The sequence below is a fragment of the Rhodococcus olei genome (genome assembly GCF_039540555.1).
GTDB classification, from domain to species: Bacteria; Actinomycetota; Actinomycetes; order Mycobacteriales; family Mycobacteriaceae; genus Rhodococcus_G; species Rhodococcus_G olei.
In genome coordinates this window covers 44046-63127 of record NZ_BAABFB010000050.1, presented here as the reverse complement: position 1 = coordinate 63127, position 19082 = coordinate 44046, and the positions used below count along the sequence as shown (strand labels likewise).

At 67.9% G+C, this 19082-nt stretch carries 16 protein-coding genes; 4 read left to right on the top strand and 12 right to left on the bottom strand.

Annotated elements, in window-relative coordinates; all coding sequences use genetic code 11:
• Nucleotides 1-6 precede the first annotated feature (6 nt).
• The 6 genes from ABD951_RS15825 to ABD951_RS15800 all read right to left on the bottom strand — a co-directional run bounded on the left by ABD951_RS15825 (nucleotide 7) and on the right by ABD951_RS15800 (nucleotide 6127).
• Nucleotides 7-795: an SDR family NAD(P)-dependent oxidoreductase gene (locus ABD951_RS15825; RefSeq protein WP_345346663.1), complete on the bottom strand. Its 789-nt coding sequence runs from the start codon at nucleotides 793-795 to the stop codon at nucleotides 7-9.
• Between the two features lie 244 nt (nucleotides 796-1039).
• Nucleotides 1040-1903 (bottom strand): IclR family transcriptional regulator, encoded by an 864-nt coding sequence (locus ABD951_RS15820; RefSeq protein ID WP_345346660.1) that lies wholly within the window; start codon nucleotides 1901-1903, stop codon nucleotides 1040-1042.
• A 17-nt stretch (nucleotides 1904-1920) separates the two neighbouring features.
• Nucleotides 1921-2085, bottom strand: a complete 165-nt coding sequence (locus ABD951_RS15815) for a hypothetical protein (protein ID WP_345346657.1) — start codon at nucleotides 2083-2085, stop codon at nucleotides 1921-1923.
• A 476-nt stretch (nucleotides 2086-2561) separates the two neighbouring features.
• Entirely contained in the window at nucleotides 2562-3371 is an 810-nt protein-coding gene (locus ABD951_RS15810) for an IclR family transcriptional regulator (protein ID WP_345346654.1), read from the bottom strand.
• Nucleotides 3372-3537: 166 nt separating this feature from the next.
• On the bottom strand, nucleotides 3538-4701 hold the full coding sequence (locus ABD951_RS15805) for an acyl-CoA dehydrogenase family protein (protein ID WP_345346651.1): 1164 nt from the start codon (nucleotides 4699-4701) through the stop codon (nucleotides 3538-3540).
• Between the two features lie 205 nt (nucleotides 4702-4906).
• Complete coding sequence (locus ABD951_RS15800; RefSeq protein WP_345346648.1) at nucleotides 4907-6127, bottom strand: NADH:flavin oxidoreductase; 1221 nt, start codon at nucleotides 6125-6127, stop codon at nucleotides 4907-4909.
• A 252-nt stretch (nucleotides 6128-6379) separates the two neighbouring features.
• On the opposite strand from ABD951_RS15800, the gene ABD951_RS15795 reads away from it, so the two are divergent.
• Together ABD951_RS15795 and ABD951_RS15790 are read left to right on the top strand one after the other, a co-directional pair.
• Nucleotides 6380-8629, top strand: coding sequence for a sulfatase-like hydrolase/transferase (locus ABD951_RS15795; RefSeq protein ID WP_345346645.1), 2250 nt, complete (start codon nucleotides 6380-6382; stop codon nucleotides 8627-8629).
• A 101-nt stretch (nucleotides 8630-8730) separates the two neighbouring features.
• Complete coding sequence (locus ABD951_RS15790) at nucleotides 8731-10263, top strand: ABC transporter substrate-binding protein (protein ID WP_345346642.1); 1533 nt, start codon at nucleotides 8731-8733, stop codon at nucleotides 10261-10263.
• A 261-nt stretch (nucleotides 10264-10524) separates the two neighbouring features.
• Here ABD951_RS15790 and ABD951_RS15785 read toward each other — a convergent pair whose 3' ends face one another.
• From ABD951_RS15785 to ABD951_RS15775, 3 genes are read right to left on the bottom strand one after another with little or no spacing between them, the layout of a single operon-like run.
• A complete protein-coding gene (locus ABD951_RS15785; RefSeq protein WP_345346639.1) occupies nucleotides 10525-11349 on the bottom strand; it encodes an SDR family NAD(P)-dependent oxidoreductase in 825 nt (274 codons plus the stop codon).
• Nucleotides 11350-11389: 40 nt separating this feature from the next.
• Complete coding sequence (locus ABD951_RS15780; protein ID WP_345346636.1) at nucleotides 11390-12223, bottom strand: mycofactocin-coupled SDR family oxidoreductase; 834 nt, start codon at nucleotides 12221-12223, stop codon at nucleotides 11390-11392.
• Nucleotides 12223-13032 (bottom strand): mycofactocin-coupled SDR family oxidoreductase, encoded by an 810-nt coding sequence (locus tag ABD951_RS15775; protein WP_345346633.1) that lies wholly within the window; start codon nucleotides 13030-13032, stop codon nucleotides 12223-12225. Before ABD951_RS15775 ends, ABD951_RS15780 begins: the two co-directional genes overlap by 1 nt.
• A 205-nt stretch (nucleotides 13033-13237) precedes the next feature.
• Between ABD951_RS15775 and ABD951_RS15770 the strand changes: the two genes are divergently transcribed.
• Both ABD951_RS15770 and ABD951_RS15765 read left to right on the top strand, forming a co-directional pair.
• Nucleotides 13238-14908: a thiamine pyrophosphate-binding protein gene (locus tag ABD951_RS15770; RefSeq protein WP_345346630.1), complete on the top strand. Its 1671-nt coding sequence runs from the start codon at nucleotides 13238-13240 to the stop codon at nucleotides 14906-14908.
• A gap of 201 nt (nucleotides 14909-15109) precedes the next feature.
• Entirely contained in the window at nucleotides 15110-16717 is a 1608-nt protein-coding gene (locus ABD951_RS15765; RefSeq protein WP_345346627.1) for a flavin-containing monooxygenase, read from the top strand.
• Nucleotides 16718-16800: 83 nt separating this feature from the next.
• Here ABD951_RS15765 and ABD951_RS15760 read toward each other — a convergent pair whose 3' ends face one another.
• The 3 genes from ABD951_RS15760 to ABD951_RS15750 all read right to left on the bottom strand — a co-directional run bounded on the left by ABD951_RS15760 (nucleotide 16801) and on the right by ABD951_RS15750 (nucleotide 19046).
• Nucleotides 16801-17595, bottom strand: a complete 795-nt coding sequence (locus ABD951_RS15760) for a TauD/TfdA dioxygenase family protein (RefSeq protein WP_345346624.1) — start codon at nucleotides 17593-17595, stop codon at nucleotides 16801-16803.
• An 80-nt stretch (nucleotides 17596-17675) separates the two neighbouring features.
• The gene (locus ABD951_RS15755; protein ID WP_345346621.1) at nucleotides 17676-18083 is read right to left on the bottom strand and encodes a hypothetical protein; all 408 of its coding nucleotides are present in this window, start codon (nucleotides 18081-18083) and stop codon (nucleotides 17676-17678) included.
• An 81-nt stretch (nucleotides 18084-18164) separates the two neighbouring features.
• Nucleotides 18165-19046 carry an LLM class F420-dependent oxidoreductase gene (locus ABD951_RS15750; RefSeq protein WP_345346618.1) on the bottom strand — a complete coding sequence of 294 codons (882 nt, stop codon included), beginning with the start codon at nucleotides 19044-19046 and terminating at the stop codon, nucleotides 18165-18167.
• Nucleotides 19047-19082 lie beyond the last annotated feature (36 nt).

Here is a 19082-nt window from a genome sequence, read left to right as displayed (position 1 = left end):
TCCCGGCTACGCGGATTCCATGAGTTTGCTTGCCTTCTCGACACCGCCGAGCAGAAGTTGGCCTCGGGGAAATCCGCTGTGCGCCTGCGCGGTCTCGAAGTGGCCGGTGGTGATCCAGAGCGGGCCATGGGGCAGGCGCTCGAGCCCCTCGCGCGCCACGTCCGCGGGTTCGGCGAGCTCGCCGAGCTGGTCGAGGTCGAGCCCGAGTCGACCGAGCGCCGGCGTCCTGATCGCACCGGGAACCAGTTCGAGCACGTGGACGCCGTGGGGCGCGAGCTCGAGCCAGAGACCCTCGGCGAACACCCGGCTGAACGCTTTGGCCGCGGCGTAGAAGCTGATGTTGGTGGTGCCGCGGTACCCGGAGATGGAGCCGAGGAGGAGGACGCCGCCGCGGCCACGGTCCTTCATCTTCGCTCCGAAGTGGTGGGTGAGCGCCAGCTGGCACCTGACGTTGAGGTCGATCGTCTGCTGGACCTTCGCCAGGTCCGCGGCGACGAACTCGCTCGCGTACGCGCCCGCACCCGCATTGAAGATCAGGAGTCCGATGTCGAGGTCGTCCGTGATCGAGCGGACGCGGTCGAGGGCGTCGGGAGCGAGGAGGTCGACCGCCAGGGTGCGCACCTCGACGCCGTTGCGGCGGGCCGCATCGGCGGTGACTTCGAGGGGCTCGGGTTTTCGGGCGATGAGGACCAGGTTGAGGCCGGCTTCGGACAGCTGCTCGGCGAAGGCGGCGCCGACGCCTTCGGACCCGCCGGCGATGACCGCCCACGGCCCGTAGTGCTGGATGTCGATCATGGAGAACTCTTTTCGAAAGATGCGGTGGGGCGATGAATTGGGAAACCGGGTCCGTGCGACACCGGAATCGAGAGAGTCGCCCGCGCGAGCAATGTCTCGTTGCGGAGCATTTCGGAATATCTTGGGGTGTATACGGTTTGAAGTCAATAGAAGTTCTCGACCAACCAAACGAACGGCGGCCGAGGCCGACCTGCCGTGCAGCAGGTCGGGCTCGCGCGGCAGGCCCGGGAGTGCCGCCGCTCGTCTACCGGTGCGGGTCGGGCAGCGCGACCACCGAACCGAAGTCCGAGTTCGGCGACGAAGGCCTCGCATGCGCCGGGTTGGGGCGCGCCTGGGTGCGCGGCGACGACAGCGCGGCACCGAAGTGCCAGAAAGGATCTCTGCCCCGACGTTGGGGTGCACCGTGAAGAGAATTCCAGATGGCAGAGGCTGCCATACGCACCGGAGCCGCATTGCGGTGGTCGCACTTCAGTTCCGTCGCCGGCCCGCAGATCGACACCGCAGCCACGGCGCCCCCCGCGGGCCCGATCGGTGCCGCAATGCAGCTGAATCCTGGTGTGTTGTCGCCATTTTCGTACGCCACACCGGTATCGACGACTCGCTGCAGCTCGGGATCCGGGGCCGCTCGCGCGGTCGATTCGGGATGCGAGAAGGCCAGCAACACCTTCCCCAGGGCTGCGGTACGGGCGTCCCGACGGCCTCCGACGCGGGACGGGACCGCCCCGGCCAGCCGGCCCCCGATCTTGTCGAGATAGACGACGTCGGGACCGTCCAGCACCCCGAGGTGAACGACGAAGCCGGTGACCCGATGGAGCTCGTGGAGTGTGGCCTCCGCGGATGCGTGGAGGCGGTCCTGTTGCACGGCAAGCGATCCGAGCTCGAAGAGCCGAAGCCCCAATTGGTAGTAACCGTTGGTGCGCCGCAGCCATCCCATCCGCACCAGGTTCTCCAGGAAGCGGTGCACGGACGCGCGCGGAATTCCGGTGCGGATGACGACTTGGGCGAGCGTGAGCCGGCCCGGTCCGTCGAAGGCGTCGAGGATCACCGACACGCGGTCGAGGACCGAGGTCGGAGCAGGGGCACACTCGTTGATCGGCTGAACTGTCATGTTGTGCCTCGACTCCTTCAGTCGTTTCCGCGCCTCGCGGCCACTCGAATCGGCGCCTCGGCGAAGATCGACTTGGCCATCAGCGCCGACTCGCCCCCTCCCCGCCGCGTGAAGATGTCGATGTTTCCGAATGCCGCCCGCTGCGTCGCCTGGACGCGTTCCGGAACCGCCTGTGTCGTCATGGGTATCTCGCCTTCATCTGCGTCTTGTTCAGCATTCGCCGATCGAAATGATTTGTGTCAACCAAACTTTCACTTGTATATCGGCCGAGAAGCAGAACCGACCGGGTGCACGGGAGTTTCGGGAGGTTCCACGCGAACACGATCTCGATCTCGCGCGGCGGTGGCCCGAAGAGCCAGGATCGCCGATGCGATCGAGTGAACCGGCACCCGATTGCGGCCTTCGATCGGCAGCGCCGCGCTCGAGTTCTGCACGTCGTCCCACAGGGAGACCTCCTTCGTGAACCTCCGGCCCAGCCCCCTATGTGATGCACGCCACTATGGCAGCCGGCGAGGGGTCGGTCTCCCCACATCTCACGAGTCGAGACAGTGGGCCGAGAGGACACAGGATGCCGTCGGCCCTCGAAGATTCAATCCGCAGGTGTCTCGCGCTACGAGACACCTGCTCGGTCACGGGGGTTGCCGGACGCCGCCGCGCGTCAGATCCAGTCGTCGCCGTCGAGGGTGCTCAGCAGTCGGATCATCATCGTGTCGGCACCGGACCGCGCGGGGTCGTCGACCGCCCACCCCGATTCGGGAGATTCCTCGTTCGACAGTCGGTCACTGATGCGTCGAGCCGCCTCGCGGACGAGGGGGCCGACACGTTCGAGATGATGCAGTGCCGAGCGTCCCGACACCGCGATTGCCGCGTAACTGCCATCCGGGCACCCGAACGACGCCGCCGCGCAGTACACCCCTGCGGTGGCCTCCTCGTTACCGAATGCGAGTCCGTCGCGTCGGCGAATCGCGTGCAGTTCCCGGTGCAGACCCAACCGGGTGGAGATGGTGTTCGCGGTGCGCTTGTCCAGGTTGACCGGGAGCAGGTGGTCGATGTCCTCGGCGAAATATCGCGCGAGGATCGCCTTACCCAGCGCGGTGACATGGATCGGAAACCGGCCACCGACCCGCGTGGGCACCGTGTTCGCGACCCGTCCCCCGATCTTGTCGACGATGACGACATCGGATCCGTCGGGGACGGCGAGATGCGCGACGATCCCGGTTTCCTCGTGGAGGACCTGAAGCAGAGGTGCCGCCGCGGCCCGGAGGCGGAGCTGATCTCCCGTCCCGCTCGACGCCGGCATCCTCGGTCCGAGTCCGTACCCTCGAGCGGTTCGCACCAGCCAGCCGAGGTGGATCAGCTCGTCGATGATGCGATGCGTCGTCGACCTGGGCAGCCCGGTGGCCACTGCGATCACCCCAACCGGCAGGCGGGTGTCGGGACCGTCGAAGAGCCCGATGATCTCCGTCATCCGTTCGAGCAGCGACGCTCGACGAGCGGCGGATTCAAGTGCCGGTTCTCCGGGTGAGCTGGTCGTCAATATCGATCCCAGGGGCGGTCGTCTGCATCGTGGCGTGTCGGCGTGCGGCGTCTCGATCCAGGGGAACGCACACCTCGTGCGGTCATCATAGTCAGCCCTAGATGAACATGGGGCCCTCGTCGGTGCCGAGGCCGAGGGCCGCACGCCCAACCATCGCGAGCGCGTACTCGACCTCGTTGACGCGATGTGACGCGCCCGCATGGATGTCACGCCAGGCACGTTGAACGGGATTGTCGGGTACCAGGCACGGTCGTCCGCCGGCACGCAGCAGTCGATCGACGGCCGCGGTCGCCAGCTCCGTGCCGAGCACCTGATCGCGCCGCACGCGCGCGCGCAACTCGGCAGGGAAGGTCCTCGCCTCGGCGACGAGGGCATCCATCTCCGAGAAGTCCCGCTCGATCTGGAGGATGGCGCCGTCGATCTCGTATGCGGCACGGGCGATCGCGGTGTGCACCGACTCGTCCTCGAGCATGCGCCGGCCGACCCGGCTCGCCATGCCCGGGCCCGTGAGGTGGTCGAGAGCGCCCTCGGCCGCACCGATCAACGGGACGGTCATGGCGGTGGTGTACATGGCCGTGACCATGTACCGGTAGAGCGGCCGCAACGCGAGCAGGCCCTTCGCGCTCTCACGCAGAGCCCGCCGTTTCGCCCCGTACACGCGGTGTGCAGGCACGACGACGTCCTCGATCGTGATGTCGGTGTTCGCCGCCGCGCGAAGGCCGACGCAGTCCGCTCCCGGCCGCATCGTCACATCCGCGCGGGGCACGAGTGCCAGCGCGTGCTCGACCGGATCGCCCGCCGCGTTCAGAACCAGTGCCCCCGCGAAAAGCCAGGAGCAATGGTCGCACCCGGACACGTACCGCCACGATCCGGAGAGCCGAAAGTGGTCACCGTCGGGCCGGAGCTGTCCCACCGGCTGATACGCGGACGCGATGAGGGCGTCGGGGTGTCGCCCCCACACCTCCTCCTGCGCCGCCGCGTCGAAGAGCGCGACCTGCCACGTGTTCAGGCACAGCGTCGAGGCGACCCATCCCGTCGACGCACACGCGGACGAGACCGCACGGATCACCGCGAACAGGTCCAGCGGCGTGGACTCCAGGCCGGCGAAACGGGACGGCAGCATCATCCGGAACAGTCCGGAACCGATCAGCGAGTCCATCGCCGAATCGTCGAGGCGACGACACTGCTCGGTCGCCAAGGCGGCCGCCGAGAGACCCGGCAGCAGCCCCCGAACATTGCCGAGCACATCATCGGTGACCACAGGTGGACCCTCCGCCCCACGACTCGATCGGTGCACCGGGCAGGGCCTGCACGATCGGCGGGCACTCCCCATCTGCGGGAGGACCGATCTTATCGGTGGCCGAAGGCGGAAACCGACGGGATTCCCGGAGAGCGAGTGGTGCAGGCACTGGCCGGCGCTCGGTCACGGTTCGACGCCTCCCCGCGACGAAGCCCCCGGTCCCCGCTCATGCCACTCGGGTGCTTCGCGAGGCCGTCGCCGCCGGCGGCGGGCTGTCCGTCCGAAGCACGCAGCGGGTGTTGAAGAAGTTCGTCGGCATGCACTTGTTGCAGTGGATACACAGCGCCCGCGTGTTCTGGTCGCGGCGCAGCTTGTCGACCAGATCCGGCTCCCGCAGCAGCGCCCGCGCCATCGCCACGAACTCGAAGCCGGAATCGAGGGCGGTGTTCATCCCGTCCAGGTCGGTGACCCCACCCAGCAGGATCAGCGGCATTCTCACCGCGGCGCGGATCTGGCGGGCCTGCTCCAACATGAAGAGCGGTTCGTACGGGTAGTCGTGGAGCAGGTACTTGCCCGCCACCTTCAGTCCGAGCCTGCGTACCGGTGGCATCATCTCGGCCATCTCGCGGATCGGGGCTTCACCGCGGAACAGGTACATCGAGTTCAGCGGCGAGCTGCCGACCGTCATCTGCAACGCGTCCACGAGCCCCTCGGCCTCGAGCCACTGCGCGAGCTGCACGGCCTCCCCGACCCAGAACCCGCCGGCAACCCCGTCGTCCATGTTCATCTTCGCGGTGACCGCGATGCGGTCACCGACGGTGTCACGAACCGCGCGCAGGGACTCGAGCGCAACCCGGGCGCGGTTCTCCAGGCTGCCCCCGTAGGAGTCCTTGCGCCGGTTCAGCTTCGGGCTCAGGAACGAACTCGCGAAGTAGTTGTGGCCGAGGTGAACCTCTACGGAGTCGAACCCGGATTCGACGGCGAGACCCGCCGCGGTGCCGTGTGCGCGTGCGATCCGGACGATGTCGTCCGTCGTCGCGGCGTGCGCGAACTTCATCTTCGCCGGGTCCCACCGCCTCGACGGGCCCAGAGCCGGCAGCCCCGTGGAACGCGAGTTCGCGACGATGCCGGCATGGCCGATCTGTGCCTGGGCGGCCGCGCCGTGGGCGTGCACCGTGTCGGTCAGCCGCCGCAAGCCCGGGACCGCCTCGGGACGCATCCAGATCTGTCCGGCCTGCGTGCGGCCCTCCGGTTGTACCGCACAGTAGGCGACGGTCGTCATGCCGACTCCGCCCGCCGCGACCTCCGCGTGGAACGCGATCAACTCGTCGGTCACCAGCGCGTCGGGTGTACGACCTTCGAACGTGGCGGCCTTGATCACCCGATTGCGCAACTCGAGCGGTCCGATCCTGCCCGGTGCAAACACTCGCGACAGCGTGTCAGTCATGACGCCCTCGATTCTGGAAGATGGCGGACAGCACGTGCCGGTCCGATGTTTCGGCAAGGTACATCCGCGGAGAACCGAGCTCGAAGGCCTGATCTCATTGAGTGAGCCGCGACGGCGCGCGCTCGCCCGGCGAAATGATTGATTGTCCGGACAATCCCTGAAGGTGTCGATTGCCTTGGGGCCGAAAAAGATCCGGCAGGTCTGGCGAACGACCGACGGTGCAAGCCTGCCTCGACCCTGGGAGGGCGCATCATGAATGCATCATCGTCGGACTGCACGAGGGCCTACACCCGCGAGCCCGCCGACGCCGACGCACCCGCGTGGCCGACGGCGCCGACGCCGCCCGCGGACGCGCCGAACATCGTGGTCATCATGACCGACGACGTGGGCTACGGAGCGAGCAGCACCTTCGGTGGCCCGATACCCACCCCCACCCTCGATGCACTCGCCGACCGTGGGCTGCGCTACACGCGGTTCCACACCACGGCCATGTGCTCGCCCACTCGCGCCGCACTGATGACCGGTCGCAACCACCACCGCGTCGGTGCCGGGCGGGTGACCGAGATGGCGCTCGCGTACGACGGGTACACCAGCGTGATACCCGACAGAGCCGCCACGATTGCCGAGATCCTCCGCTCGAACGGCTACGGCACCGCTCACTTCGGCAAGTACCACAATGTCCCCGTGTTCGAGACCGGCCCGTCGGGGCCGTTCGACCACTGGCCCACGAACATGGGCTTCGAGCACTTCTACGGGTTTCTCGGGGGCAGCACCAACAATTGGGCGCCTGCCCTCCACCTGGGCACGACGGCGGTGGAACCGCCGACGGACGATCCGTCCTACCACCTCGAACAGGACCTCGCGGACAAGGCGATCGCCTGGATCCGTCAGCAGAAATCGGTGTCCCCCGACAAGCCGCTGTTCGTCCAGTACGCCGCCGCTGCCTGCCACGCACCACATCACGCACCGGCCGAATGGATCGCCCGGTTCTCCGGTCGATTCGACCGCGGGTGGGACGTCCTACGGGAGGAAACCCTCGCACGCCAGAAGGATCTCGGCGTGGTGCCCGCCGGCACGGAACTGACCGAGCGTCCCGACCAGATCACGGCCTGGGAGTCGCTGTCCGCCGACCACAGGACCGTGGCGGCGCGCATGATGGAGGTGTACGCGGCCTCGCTCGCCCACGCCGACGCCCAGATCGGCCGGGTCCTGGACGAACTGGAACGGATCGGCGAACTCGACAACACACTCGTGATCTACATCCAGGGCGACAACGGGGCGAGTCCCGAGGGCGGCGCCAACGGCCTGCTCAACGAGATGACCTACGTCAACCGGATGGAAGACAGCATCGACAGTCTGCTCGAGCACCTCGATGAGCTCGGTGGCCCGTTGCACTACAACCACTTTCCTGCAGGATGGGCGCACGCCACCGACTCGCCGTTCCAGTGGTTCAAGATGGTGGCGTCCCACTTCGGCGGCACGCGCAACGGCTTGGTGCTCTCCCTGCCCGCCCGGATCGCCGACACCGGCGGGATCCGGACCCAGTTCCACCACGTGATCGACATCGTCCCGACCATTCTCGACGTCGTCGGCATCGAGGCACCCGCCGTCGTCCGCGGCGTGCCGCAGCTACCGATGTGCGGTGTGCCGATGACGTACACGTTCGACGATCCCGACCGTCCCTCGACCCGGACCACCCAGTACTTCGAACTCATGGGCAATCTCGCGATCTACCACGAGGGTTGGGTTGCGGCCACCACACCGGTCGAGATGCCGTGGGAGTACTCGGCCGACATTCCTCCGGTCGCCGGTCGGCAGTGGGAGCTGTATCACGTCGCCGAGGACTACAGTCAGGCCCACAACCTGGCGGCCGCGCATCCGGACAGGCTGCGTTCGCTCGTCGACCTGTTCTGGACCGAGGCCACAGACAACCAGGTACTCCCGATCATCGCAGGCAAGGCGTATCGCCCGGGGCCGCCCAAGCCCAATCCCACGGACGGAAAGTCGACGTTCACCTACTACGCGGGCACCACCAGGGTGCCGCCCGGCGCCGCGCCCGACATCGTCAACAGGTCGTTCACGATCACCGCGGATGTCGTACTCGACACCGACCGTGCGACGGGAATGCTGCTGTCGCAGGGCGGGCGATTCGGCGGGCACGCCCTGTACTTCCTGGGCGGCCGGCTGATCTATCACTACAACCTGTTGGCGCGGGAACGCTACTGGGTCACCTCGGATGCCCCGATCGATCCGGGCAAGCACATCGTCTCGGCCCGGCTGCAACGACGGAGCTCCGATCGCGGTGGCGCCGCCGACGTCACCCTGCTGTGTGACGGAACACCGGTGGGCCACGGGAGTGTCGACCGCACGGCTCCGTGGCGCGTCAACTACATCGAGGGCCTGAACGTCGGGCAGGACACCGGCTCACCGGTCTCCGAGGACTACCGAGTCCCGTTCGCCTTCGACGAGACGTTGCACGACGTGACTCTCACATTCCATTGAGCTCCTTCGAATCACCAGGAAAGCACGCCATTTCGGGCGTGATCGACGAGAGAGGCTGGCGAATGTCGAACAGATGGACATCAAGGGGGAGGCTCTCCGCCGTGGTCGCGGTCGCCGCGCTGACGGTCGCTGCCTGTGGCGGTGGGGCCGGCAACGGTCCCACCGTGGCGGGCCGAGGCGAGATCGACCCCGCCGCGGTGCTGCGGGTCGCGTCGGCGGGAACGGCGAAGAACCTCGACCCGTATCTGCAAGACACCATCGGGGGCTGGAGCTACCTGACCCCGTTGTTCGATCGGCTGGTCATGGTCGACGAGCACGACAAGCTGATTCCCGGATTGGCCACCTCCTGGAACTTTGCCCCGGACGGCTCCCACCTCGACCTGACGCTGCGTGACGACGTCACGTTCAACGACGGCACTCCGTTCACCGCCGAGGCGGTGGCAGCGAACATCCACCGCGGGAAGACCCTCGAGGGAAGTGTCGCGGCGGCGCCGTTCAAGAGCATCGTCGATGTCACGTCGGTGGACGAGCACACCGCCAGGATCGCACTGGCACCGGGTTCCGGTGTCGAACTGCCCGGTTTGTTCAGCACCAATGTCGGCATGATGATCAGCCCGAAGGCCATCGCCGCCGGCGCCGACATCCGGAACGACCCTGGACTGGCCGGATCCGGGCCGTACGTCGTTACGAAGTTCGTCCCCTCCGAGTCCCTGACCATGAAACGCGGCGACCGGACCTACTGGGATCCGGAGGTCGGCCGCGTGGGAGGAATCGAGATCCGCACGATCCCGGATGCCTCCACCCGGCTGAACGGTATGCAGACCGGCGCGCTGGACGTCACGTGGGTGAGTTCCGCCAGCGAGGTGGTGCAGGCGCAGACCCTGGCCCAGCAGGGTTCGTTCAACATCGACAAGGTCCCGTTCCGCAGCACCCTCGGCGTGTACCTGCAGCCCCAGGGCGCCCTCGCCAATCCCGAGTTGCGCCAGGCAGTTGCGCACGCCGTCGACCCCGAGTCGATCCGAGCGCTGTACTCGGGCAACTGCACGCCGTACCGCCAGATCTTCCCGGAATCGAGCTGGGCATCGGATCCGGGCTACCAGTATCCGTACTCCTTCGACCCGGAGAAGGCCAAGGAACTGGTCCAGAAGAACGGCGGTGCCAGGGTCTCGCTGACATTCGGGGCCGGCAGCAACACCGAAAAGCCGTCCAACGTCATTCAGGCGGCCCTGACCGCGGCCGGCTTCGACGCCGACCTGAACCCCGTTCCACTGAGCCAGCTCGAACCACGGTACATCGCGGGCGATTTCGGCCAGATGGTGTCCAACGCCTTCACACCGAAGATGGATCCTGCGGAAACCGTGAACAACTACCTGCTCCGGAACTACGCCATCGCCAAGGGCGATCCCGAGGTCGCGGGCCTCGCCGCCAAGGCAGCCGATCCGACCCTGTCGGACGATGCGCGGGCCGCTCTGTACAAGGAGATCTCCGCGAGGACCCTGAGTGAAGCCACCTGGATTCCGATCTGCCACCAGACCAATGCCACGTTGTACAGCAACAGGATCGTGAATGCGACCAGCATCCCGTGGGTCAACACCGGGATCTTCGATCTCCGTCACGTCGCGATGACAAGGTGATCTGACGACACCGTTCCGGTGCACGGTCGGCAACGAGAAGCGGCGGGGAAGCACATTCGCTTCCCCGCCGCTTCTCGGTACACCCGTCAGCTCGCCGGCAGCGCCACTGCCGTCAGGGTGACGCCCTCGGCGGTGACGCCGTAGGGGGCCGGCAGGTCCGCGGGAACGCCGACGACGCGCCGAAACCCATGCGTCCCCGAACACGGCCAACACGTTCGGCGCGCCGGTCGCTGCCGTCGCCGAGGACGGTCATCGCCGCGTTCAGTTCCTTCCGTCGAACACCGCATCGGGGGTGAGCCGTTCGCTGAGGACCCTCGCGCGTTTGGCAGCCAGTCGTTCGAAATCCTCGGGGTGGCTGAGAATCCAGAACTCGCCACGGGACAGTCCGTCGAACAACGCTTTCGCCGCCGACCCGGGAGACATGCCGCCACGGATCTCCTCACGCCAGTACCCGGCATCGGCCGCGGTCTCGTCGTGCACGTCGATGTCCTCGAAGATGCGTGTCGCGACACGGGCGGGGTTGAACACCGACACCCGGATCTGTGGGAAAGTGGCGGCGCACTCGAGGTAGAGGCACTCGGTCAGCGCCTGGACGCCGTGCTTGGACGCCGCGTAGGCGGTCATGCGGGGGGTGATGGCGATGCCGCCGACCGAGCAGGTGTTCACCACGTGAGAGGGTTGCGGGTCGGCACCCATGCGGGGAAGGAACGACCTGACACCGTGAAAAACGCCGTTCAGGTTGACGTCGATGACGCGGCGCCACTCGTCCGCCGGGACCTCCCAGGTGTTGCCGAGCGACTCCAGCCCGGCGTTGTTGTGCAGCAGGGTGACCGAGCCGAATGCGGCGTACACCGCGTCCGCGAGGGCGTCGACCTGAGCGGCGTCGGTGACGTCGGTGGGCACCGCCAGCACCGTGTGACCGTCCGCGCGCAGTCCCGCCGCCACGGTGTCGAGCCTCGCGGGCGACACGTCGGCCAGAGCCACGTTCATGCCGAGTGCTGCGGCCTGGCGGGCCACGCTCTCGCCGATGCCGCTTCCTGCGCCGGTGATCACGGCCGTCCGACCAGTAAGGTCCTCGAGATTCATTGGTGCACCTCCATACTGGATCGTTTCGCTGAACCGGCCGCTACTTCACGCAGTGACCGGCGTCGACGGGCAAGGTCACGCCCGTGATGAAGCGAGCCTCGTCCGAGGCGAGGAACAGGCTGGCGTTGGCGATGTCGCGCGGCTCGAGCATTGCCACCGGCAGCAGGTGCATCGACGCGAGCGCCTCCTCGAACTCCTCCTGCGTGGGGTTCTCCCGATCCGGACGCACGGTCTTCATCGCCGCCGGGTTCTGGATCATCGTGGTCCGGGTGTTCGCGGGGTGAATCGTGTTGACCCTGATGCTGTGCGGCGCAAGCTCGCCGGCGAGGGCCTTCATCAGACCGACCACCCCGTGCTTGGCAGCCGTGTAGTGCCCGACGCTCACGAGCCCGCGCAGCCCCGCGATGGAACTGATCAACACTATCGACCCGCCCGCACCGCCGGCGACGACATGGGGAATGCCGGCCTTGCAGGTGCGCCACACGCCGGTGAGATTGACGTCGAGCATGGTCTGCCAGCGCTCCTCCGGCATCTCCACCGATCTGCCCGACGAGCTGACACCCGCTGTGGCACAGATAATGTCGAGTCGTCCGAGCGCGGTCACGCCACGGTCGACGGCCGAACTCAACGCCTGCTGGTCCCGAACGTCGGCCTCGAACGCCACGATCTTGCGGCCGAGCCCCTCGACCGCCGCGACGGTCTCGGCGAGGTCGGCGCTGCTCGCGCCGGGCGTCGTCGAATGTGTCACCGGTCCGCACACGTCCACGGCGACGATGTCCGCGCCCTCCTCGGCGAACCGTACCGCCTGCGCGCGTCCCATTCCGCGGGCCGCGCCGGTGATCAGGGCCACCTTGCCCGCCAGCCGCCCGCTCATCAGGCCACCTTCTGGGTCTGGCCGGCGTCGATCACCATCTGCAGGCCGGTCACGTAACGCGACTCGTCCGAGGCGAGGAACAGCACGGCGTTGCTGACGTCGATCGATTCGACCCACGGCACCGGCAGCAGCGTCGTGGCGGCCAGAACCTCGGCGGCATCCTCGGCGGAGGGATCGTCGAGATCGGGCCGAAGCCGGGCGAACGTCGTGGGATTCAGCGTCATCGCCGTCGCCACCGCGCCCGGGTGGACGGTGTTGACGCGGATCGATCGCTCGCCGAGTTCGTTCGCGAGGGTCCGCGCGAGCCCGACGACGGCGTGCTTGGCCGCAGAGTAGTGCGAGGCCCCCGGCACGGCCTTGATCCCGGCCGTCGAGCTGACCAGGATGATCGACCCCCCGGCCGGGTTCAACGCCGCCACGCCGGCCTTGACCGTGTGCCACGTACCGGTCAGGTTGACGTCGATGGACCGGTTCCAGACATCGTCGTCGATGGTCCACGACGGGCCGGGATTGTCGCAGACGCCGGCGTTCGCCACGATCACGTCGAGGGCGCCGAGACCACGGGCCCCGGCGTCCACGACGGCCCGGACGGCGTCGAGGTCGCGGACGTCCGCGCACCCCGTGACCGCCCGCCGACCGAGGTTCTCGACCAACTGTCGCGTCTCGGCCAGGTGCGCCTCCGATTCCGCGCCGGGCGCATCCAACGCCACGATGTCCGCCCCTTCCTCGGCGAGGCGGACCGCATGACTGCGGCCCATCCCCCGCCCGGCGCCCGTCACGAGCACCACCTTGCCGATCATCCGAGACATGAAGATTCCTCTCTCCAGGGTGCGGCGAGGCTAACGAGCCGGCGGGCCGCTACATCACGGACTTTCCCGCGTGCCGAGACGCAGTTCCAATGCGCGGGCGGCGTCACGCGCGAACCGAAACGATCTCGGCCAGTGGGCAACCAGCTTCCGACAGTCCGGGGCCGACCCCACGATGATGCCGAACCCCCGAGAAAGGCGTGCCGTCATGAACTCCGGAGAACACCCGCAACCTGTCACCGGCGGCGACGCCGTTGCGCTCGCGCTGGAAGCACTCGGCGTGGACACCGTGTTCACGATCCCCAGTGCACACAACCTGACGATCCTGCGTGCCATCGACCAGCGGGGCGCGATCAGGGTGGTCGGCGGTCGTCACGAGCAGGGAGTCGTACACGCCGCCGACGCGTACGCACGGGTGAGCGGCCGGATCGGCGTCGCCGTCGTCAGCGGTGGACCGGGCACGGCCAACGCCATGGGCGGACTGTACGAAGCCCATCACGCGTCGTCGCCGGTCCTGCTGATCACGAGCCAGGTCGAGACCTCCCACCTCGGCCGCGGGCGCGGGTACGTCCACGAGGCGGAGCACCAGGCGGAGATGCTGCGGACCGCCTCGAAGGAGACGGTCTCGATCACGTCGGTCGACGAGATCGCCGCCACCGTGGTTCGATTGGGACGCTCGGCGCTCACCGGACGCCCGCGACCGGTGGCGGTGGAGATTCCGCTCGACCTGCAGGACGAGACCGTCCGAGACCTCCACGCGCTCGACGCCGTCGCGGCGCCGGCGTGGGACATCGTCCGGAAGGCACCGGATCCGCTGTCGATCGACCGGGCCGCCGCGGTACTGGCCACCGCGAAGGCACCCGTGATCTGGGCCGGGGGCGGTGTCGTCCGATCCCGGGCGGGCGCCGACCTGCAACTGCTCGCCGAACGGTGGGACGCGCCCGTCCTGACCAGCCGCGAGGGTCGCGGCGCGATACCCGAGTCGGATCCCCGGAGTCTCGGCGGATACGCCACGCTTCCGCCGATGCGTGAGTTCCTGGCCGGGTGTGACGTGATGCTCGCGGTGGGGACCCGCTTCCAGATGTATCCGACGGCCGAGTGGCGGCTGGAACTGCCCGCCACCATGGTGCATCTCGACGTCGATCCGACGATGATCGGCCTGAGTTACCCGGCCACCGCCTCCGTCGTCGCCGACGCGCAACTCGGTCTGACGGCGCTGACCAAGGCACTGCCCGAGGTCCAGGACACGGCCGGGCGGGCCGCGCACCTCGACGCGGGCCGTCGGGCCGCCGCCGCGGCCCGCGACCTGGTCGCGCTGCAGGCCGGCACCGATCACCTCGAGATCAGCCGAGTCATCGCCGAGACCAGGCCGGGTGCCGGTGCGCTCGTCTGCGACGCGACCGTCCCCGCCTACGTGTGGGGGGATCGACTCGTGCCCATCACCGAGATCGGCACTTCGGTCCGATCGACCGCAGCGGGAATCGGACCGGGCATGGCGATGGCGGTCGGCGCCGCGCTGGCCGCCGACACCCACTCGGTCCTGCTGCAGGGCGATGGCGGTTTCATGCTCGGGGTCGGCGAGCTCGCGACCGCGGTGCAGTGCCGAGCGAAGGTGATCGTGTGCCTGTTCGACGACAGCGGCTACGGAATGCTGCGCACGATCCAGAGCAACATCGGCGACGGATCACCCCTCCACGTGGACCTCGCCACACCCGACTTCACCACGCTCGCCTCGTCTTTCGGGGCCGAGGCACACCGGGTCGGCAGCGCAGCCGCCTTCGACACCGCGTTCCGGGCGGCACTGACGCACGATGGTCCGACACTGATCCACGTCGACATGGCGTCACTGGCACCGCTGCGACGCAACCTCGGTGCCTGATCGAACGAACGAACGCCCGCGGCGTCGCCATGAGTCCCAATGGCCGAGCCGCGCAGCGCTTTCGAGCGACCAATGCAGTCGCACTGACCGGGAAGATCCCTGGAATGCCGATGTCGAGTGCGCAGATCATCGACCCACGCGCCGACCCACCGCGGCACGCGGTGAGGCGGGCGACACCACGATCACTTGGAGGCTGAAGACATGAGCGCAGAGACACGTCCTTACAAGGACGTTCTGGTTGTCGGAGCGGGATTCGGAGGGCTGTACGCAGTTCACGCGGCTCGCCAGGCTGGCTTGGATGTGCTCTGCCTGGAGGCCGGTGCGGGAGTCGGCGGCACCTGGTATTTCAATCGCTACCCGGGCGCGCGCTGTGACGTCGAGAGCATCGACTACTCCTACTCCTTCGACGACGACCTCCAGAACGAGTGGGTGTGGAGCGAGCGCTACGCCACCCAACCCGAGATCCTGCGCTACATCAACCACGTCGCCGAGCGCTTCGACCTGCTTCGAAGCATCCGGCTCGACACCCGCATCGTGAGCGCATGTTTCGACGAGCAGACCTCGACCTGGCGAGTGACGTCCGAACGAGGTGAGGAGTTCGAGGCACGGTATCTGCTGTGTGCCACCGGATCTCTCTCGGCTCCCAACAGGCCCGCGATTCCGGGCATCGACGACTTCGCCGGCGAGGTCTACTTCACCGCCCAGTGGCCACGAACGGAGCCGGACCTGGCGGGCAGGCGGGTCGGGGTGATCGGCACCGGATCGTCCGGAATCCAGTCGGTTCCCCTCCTCGCGCGGCAGGCCGATCAGCTCACGGTGTTCCAGCGGACCGCGAACTTCAGCGTGCCCGCCCTGAACCGGGCGTTGACGCACGAGGACCAGATTCGGGTTCGCGAGGAGTATTCGGAGCGGCGCCGCAAGTCGAGGCTCAGCGGCGGCGGCTCACCCCACCTCGCCTACCCGAAGAACGGCACCGAGTGCACTCCCGAGGAACGGCTCGCGGCATTCGAGAAGGGGTGGGCGACGGGCGGCGTGCTGTTCGGCAAGACCTTCCCGGATCAGTACGTCAGCGAGGAAACAAACCGCTGTGCACAGGAATTCGCCGAAGCCAAGATCAGGGAGATCGTGCACGACCCGGAGACCGCCGCGGACCTGATCCCGAACGACCACCCGATCGGCACGAAGCGGATCTGCACCGACACCGGCTACTACGAGACCTTCAACCGCGACAATGTCGCGCTCGTGAACCTGCGCAAGGACCCGATCGTCCGGATCACGGAGTGGGGAATCAAGACCGAGGGCTCCGCCTACGAACTGGACGTCCTCGTCTTCGCCACGGGCTTCGACGCGATGACGGGGGCGTTGAACCGCATCGACATTCGCGGGACCGGCGGGGCGTCGCTCCGTGAGGCCTGGCGCGAAGGACCCGTGAGCTACCTGGGCTACCAGGTTCCAAGCTTCCCCAACCTGTTCATCGTGAGCGGTCCGGGGTCGCCCGCTGTCCTCGCGAACATGGTGCTCGCGTCCGAGATGCAGGTCGACTGGCTCCTGGAACTGATTCGTCATGCGGATGCGCAGGGCGCCAACCAGATCGAGGCACGCGCGGACGCAACGGAGAAGTGGACTGCACACGTGCAGGAGGCGGCGGAGGAGACGCTCTTCCTGCGTGCGAACTCGTGGTATCTCGGAGCAAACATCGAAGGCAAGCCCCGCAGGTTCATGCTCTACGTGCGCGGTCTCGGCACGTACGCCGACATCTGCACCCGGGTTGCCGAGAACGACTACGCGGGGTTCGAGATCTCCTCGTGAACTCGCGGCGGGAGGCCGGGCCGCACGGCTGCCTGGCCTCCCGCGGTGCTCGAACTGGCGACCCGCAGGCGTTGCCGCCCCGGTCACTCCGGCGCATCACCGTCGATGACCACGCGATGCATCCGGCGCCGCCCGGCGTAGTCGGCCACCGCGTAGTGCTGCGTGCATCGGTTGTCCCACAACGCGATCGAGCCAGGCTGCCAGCGGAAGCGCACCTGGAAGTCCGGGGAACGGACGTGATCGGTCAGCATCGGCAGCAGTGCGTCGTTCTCGCGCTCGGTGAGGCCTTCGAGTCGCGTGGTGAAGGTCTTGTTGACGAAGATCGCCTTGCGGCCGGTCACCGGATGCGTCCGGACCACCGGGTGGGTGACGGGTTCGAAGTCGGCATTGACCGCCTTGCTCGCATGCGAGACCGAGTTCGACGAGTCGTGGACCGCCGTCATCCCGTCGATCAGTCGCTGGACCCGTGACGAGAGCGCCTCGTATGCGGCGTACATCGACGCCCACAGTGTGTCCCCGCCGACTTCGGGGAGTTGGACGGCCCTCAGCAGGGAGCCGAGGGGCGGACGCGCGAGAAAGGTGGCGTCGGAGTGCCAGATGTCGGAGTTCGCGGTCTTGGGCTTGGACGGATCGATGTCGATCGCGTGCAACTCGGGCAGATCGTCCGACACCGGAGGCAGGAAGGCGAAGTGCTGCAGCGGTCCGAAGTGCGCGGCGAAGTCTCGCTGGGCCACGTCGTCGATGTGCTGGTCACGGAAGAAGAGCACCTGGTGCTCGTGGAACAGGTCCTGCACCTCCTTCACCAGCCCCGGCGCCAGCGGGCGGGACAGGTCGATGCCGCTCACCTCGGCCCCGAGCGCGCGGGTCAGCCTTGTCACCGTCAAAACCGTTTGTGTCATTGCGATCTCCCCGATAAGACGAAGTGTCTTAACCAGCGTATGAGGCGCGTGGGGAACCGTCAATGCTCGCGCCGGCGGGTGGAAGCGTCGGGCTGCTGTTCCGCACACCCACCACCGCCGTGCCCTGACCACGTCGCGGCAACCTCGAGGGCGCCGCCAAGCCGCTGCCGCACATCGCCGATTCCGACGAACTGTGGTGGGTCAAGCGCGCTCGCCGCCGAGGGGCTGTCCACCGAAGCGCTGCTGCCCCCTCGCTGCAGCTGCGGCGTGCGATCGAACGGCTGGCCGACGCCGCCACCGACCTGCCGACCGAGCAGGCCGTGCGCGACCTCGTCACCGACCTGAACCGACGCGTCGCCGACCACCTCGGCGCCCCGCGCGTCCCGGTAGACAAGGTGGACGTGGAGACCACCGTCGCCGCGCGCCCCGCCGACCCCTCCCCCCAGGTTCCTGAATGGCGCATTCATTCAGCCTGGACCGAATGAATGCGCCATTCAGGAAGGTGTTCGGGAGCGCACCGACGGGAGGACCCGGGCGCGCGGGGCGGATCAGGCCAACTGCATGCGCTCGGCGCAGGCGGCCATCTCGTCGAGGGCGGCCGGGAGGGTGGTGGCGTGCCGGGACGCGGACAGCAGGATCCGGTCGGAGCCGAGGGACTGCGCCCACTCGACCTTCGACTCGTCCATTCGCGGCAGCGTCGCACCGAGGACGAGGGCCACGTCGGACGGGTCGCGACCGGCGTCCGTCGCCGCGGTGCGCATGGTCGCGACCGCGCCGGCGAGGTCGTCGCCGCCGAGCCCGAGCGGCTGGAAACCGTCACCGAGTCGCCCGGCCCGCCGTGCGGCGGCCTTGCTGTGTCCGCCGATGTACAGCGGAACACGGTTGTCGCGCACCGGCTTCGGGAAGGAGTAGGCGCCCGTGAAGGTGTGGAACTCGCCGGTGAAGTCGACGCCCTCCGGCCCCCCGGCCCACAGGGCGCGCATGACGGCGATCGCCTCGTCGGTGGCCTTGCCCCGGCGGGTGAAGTCGCCACCGCACGCCTCGATCTCCTCGCGCATCCACCCGACTCCGAGGCAGATCCGGGTCCGCCCGCCGGACAGTCGGTCCAGGGTCGCGAGCCGCTTCGCCAGAACCACCGGATTGTGGTTGGGCGCCACCAGAACCCCGGTCGCCAGTCCCAGTCGGGTGGTGGCGCCGGCCACGAAAGAGAGCAGTTCGAGCGGGTCGGGCAGCGGGCAGTCGTCCGGGAGGTGGGACTTGCCGGTCGGCGAGTAGGGGTACTCGCTCGCGGTGTCCGCGATCACCACCGCGTGCTCGACCGCGGAGATCTCGTCGAACCCGAGCGACTCGGCGGCCCGGGCGAACTCGAGGACCTGCTCCGGGTCCCCCGCGATGCCCAGTTCGACCGGCATCACCACGCCATACTTCACTCGAGCGTCCATCCCTTCTCGTTGTCCGACACCGCG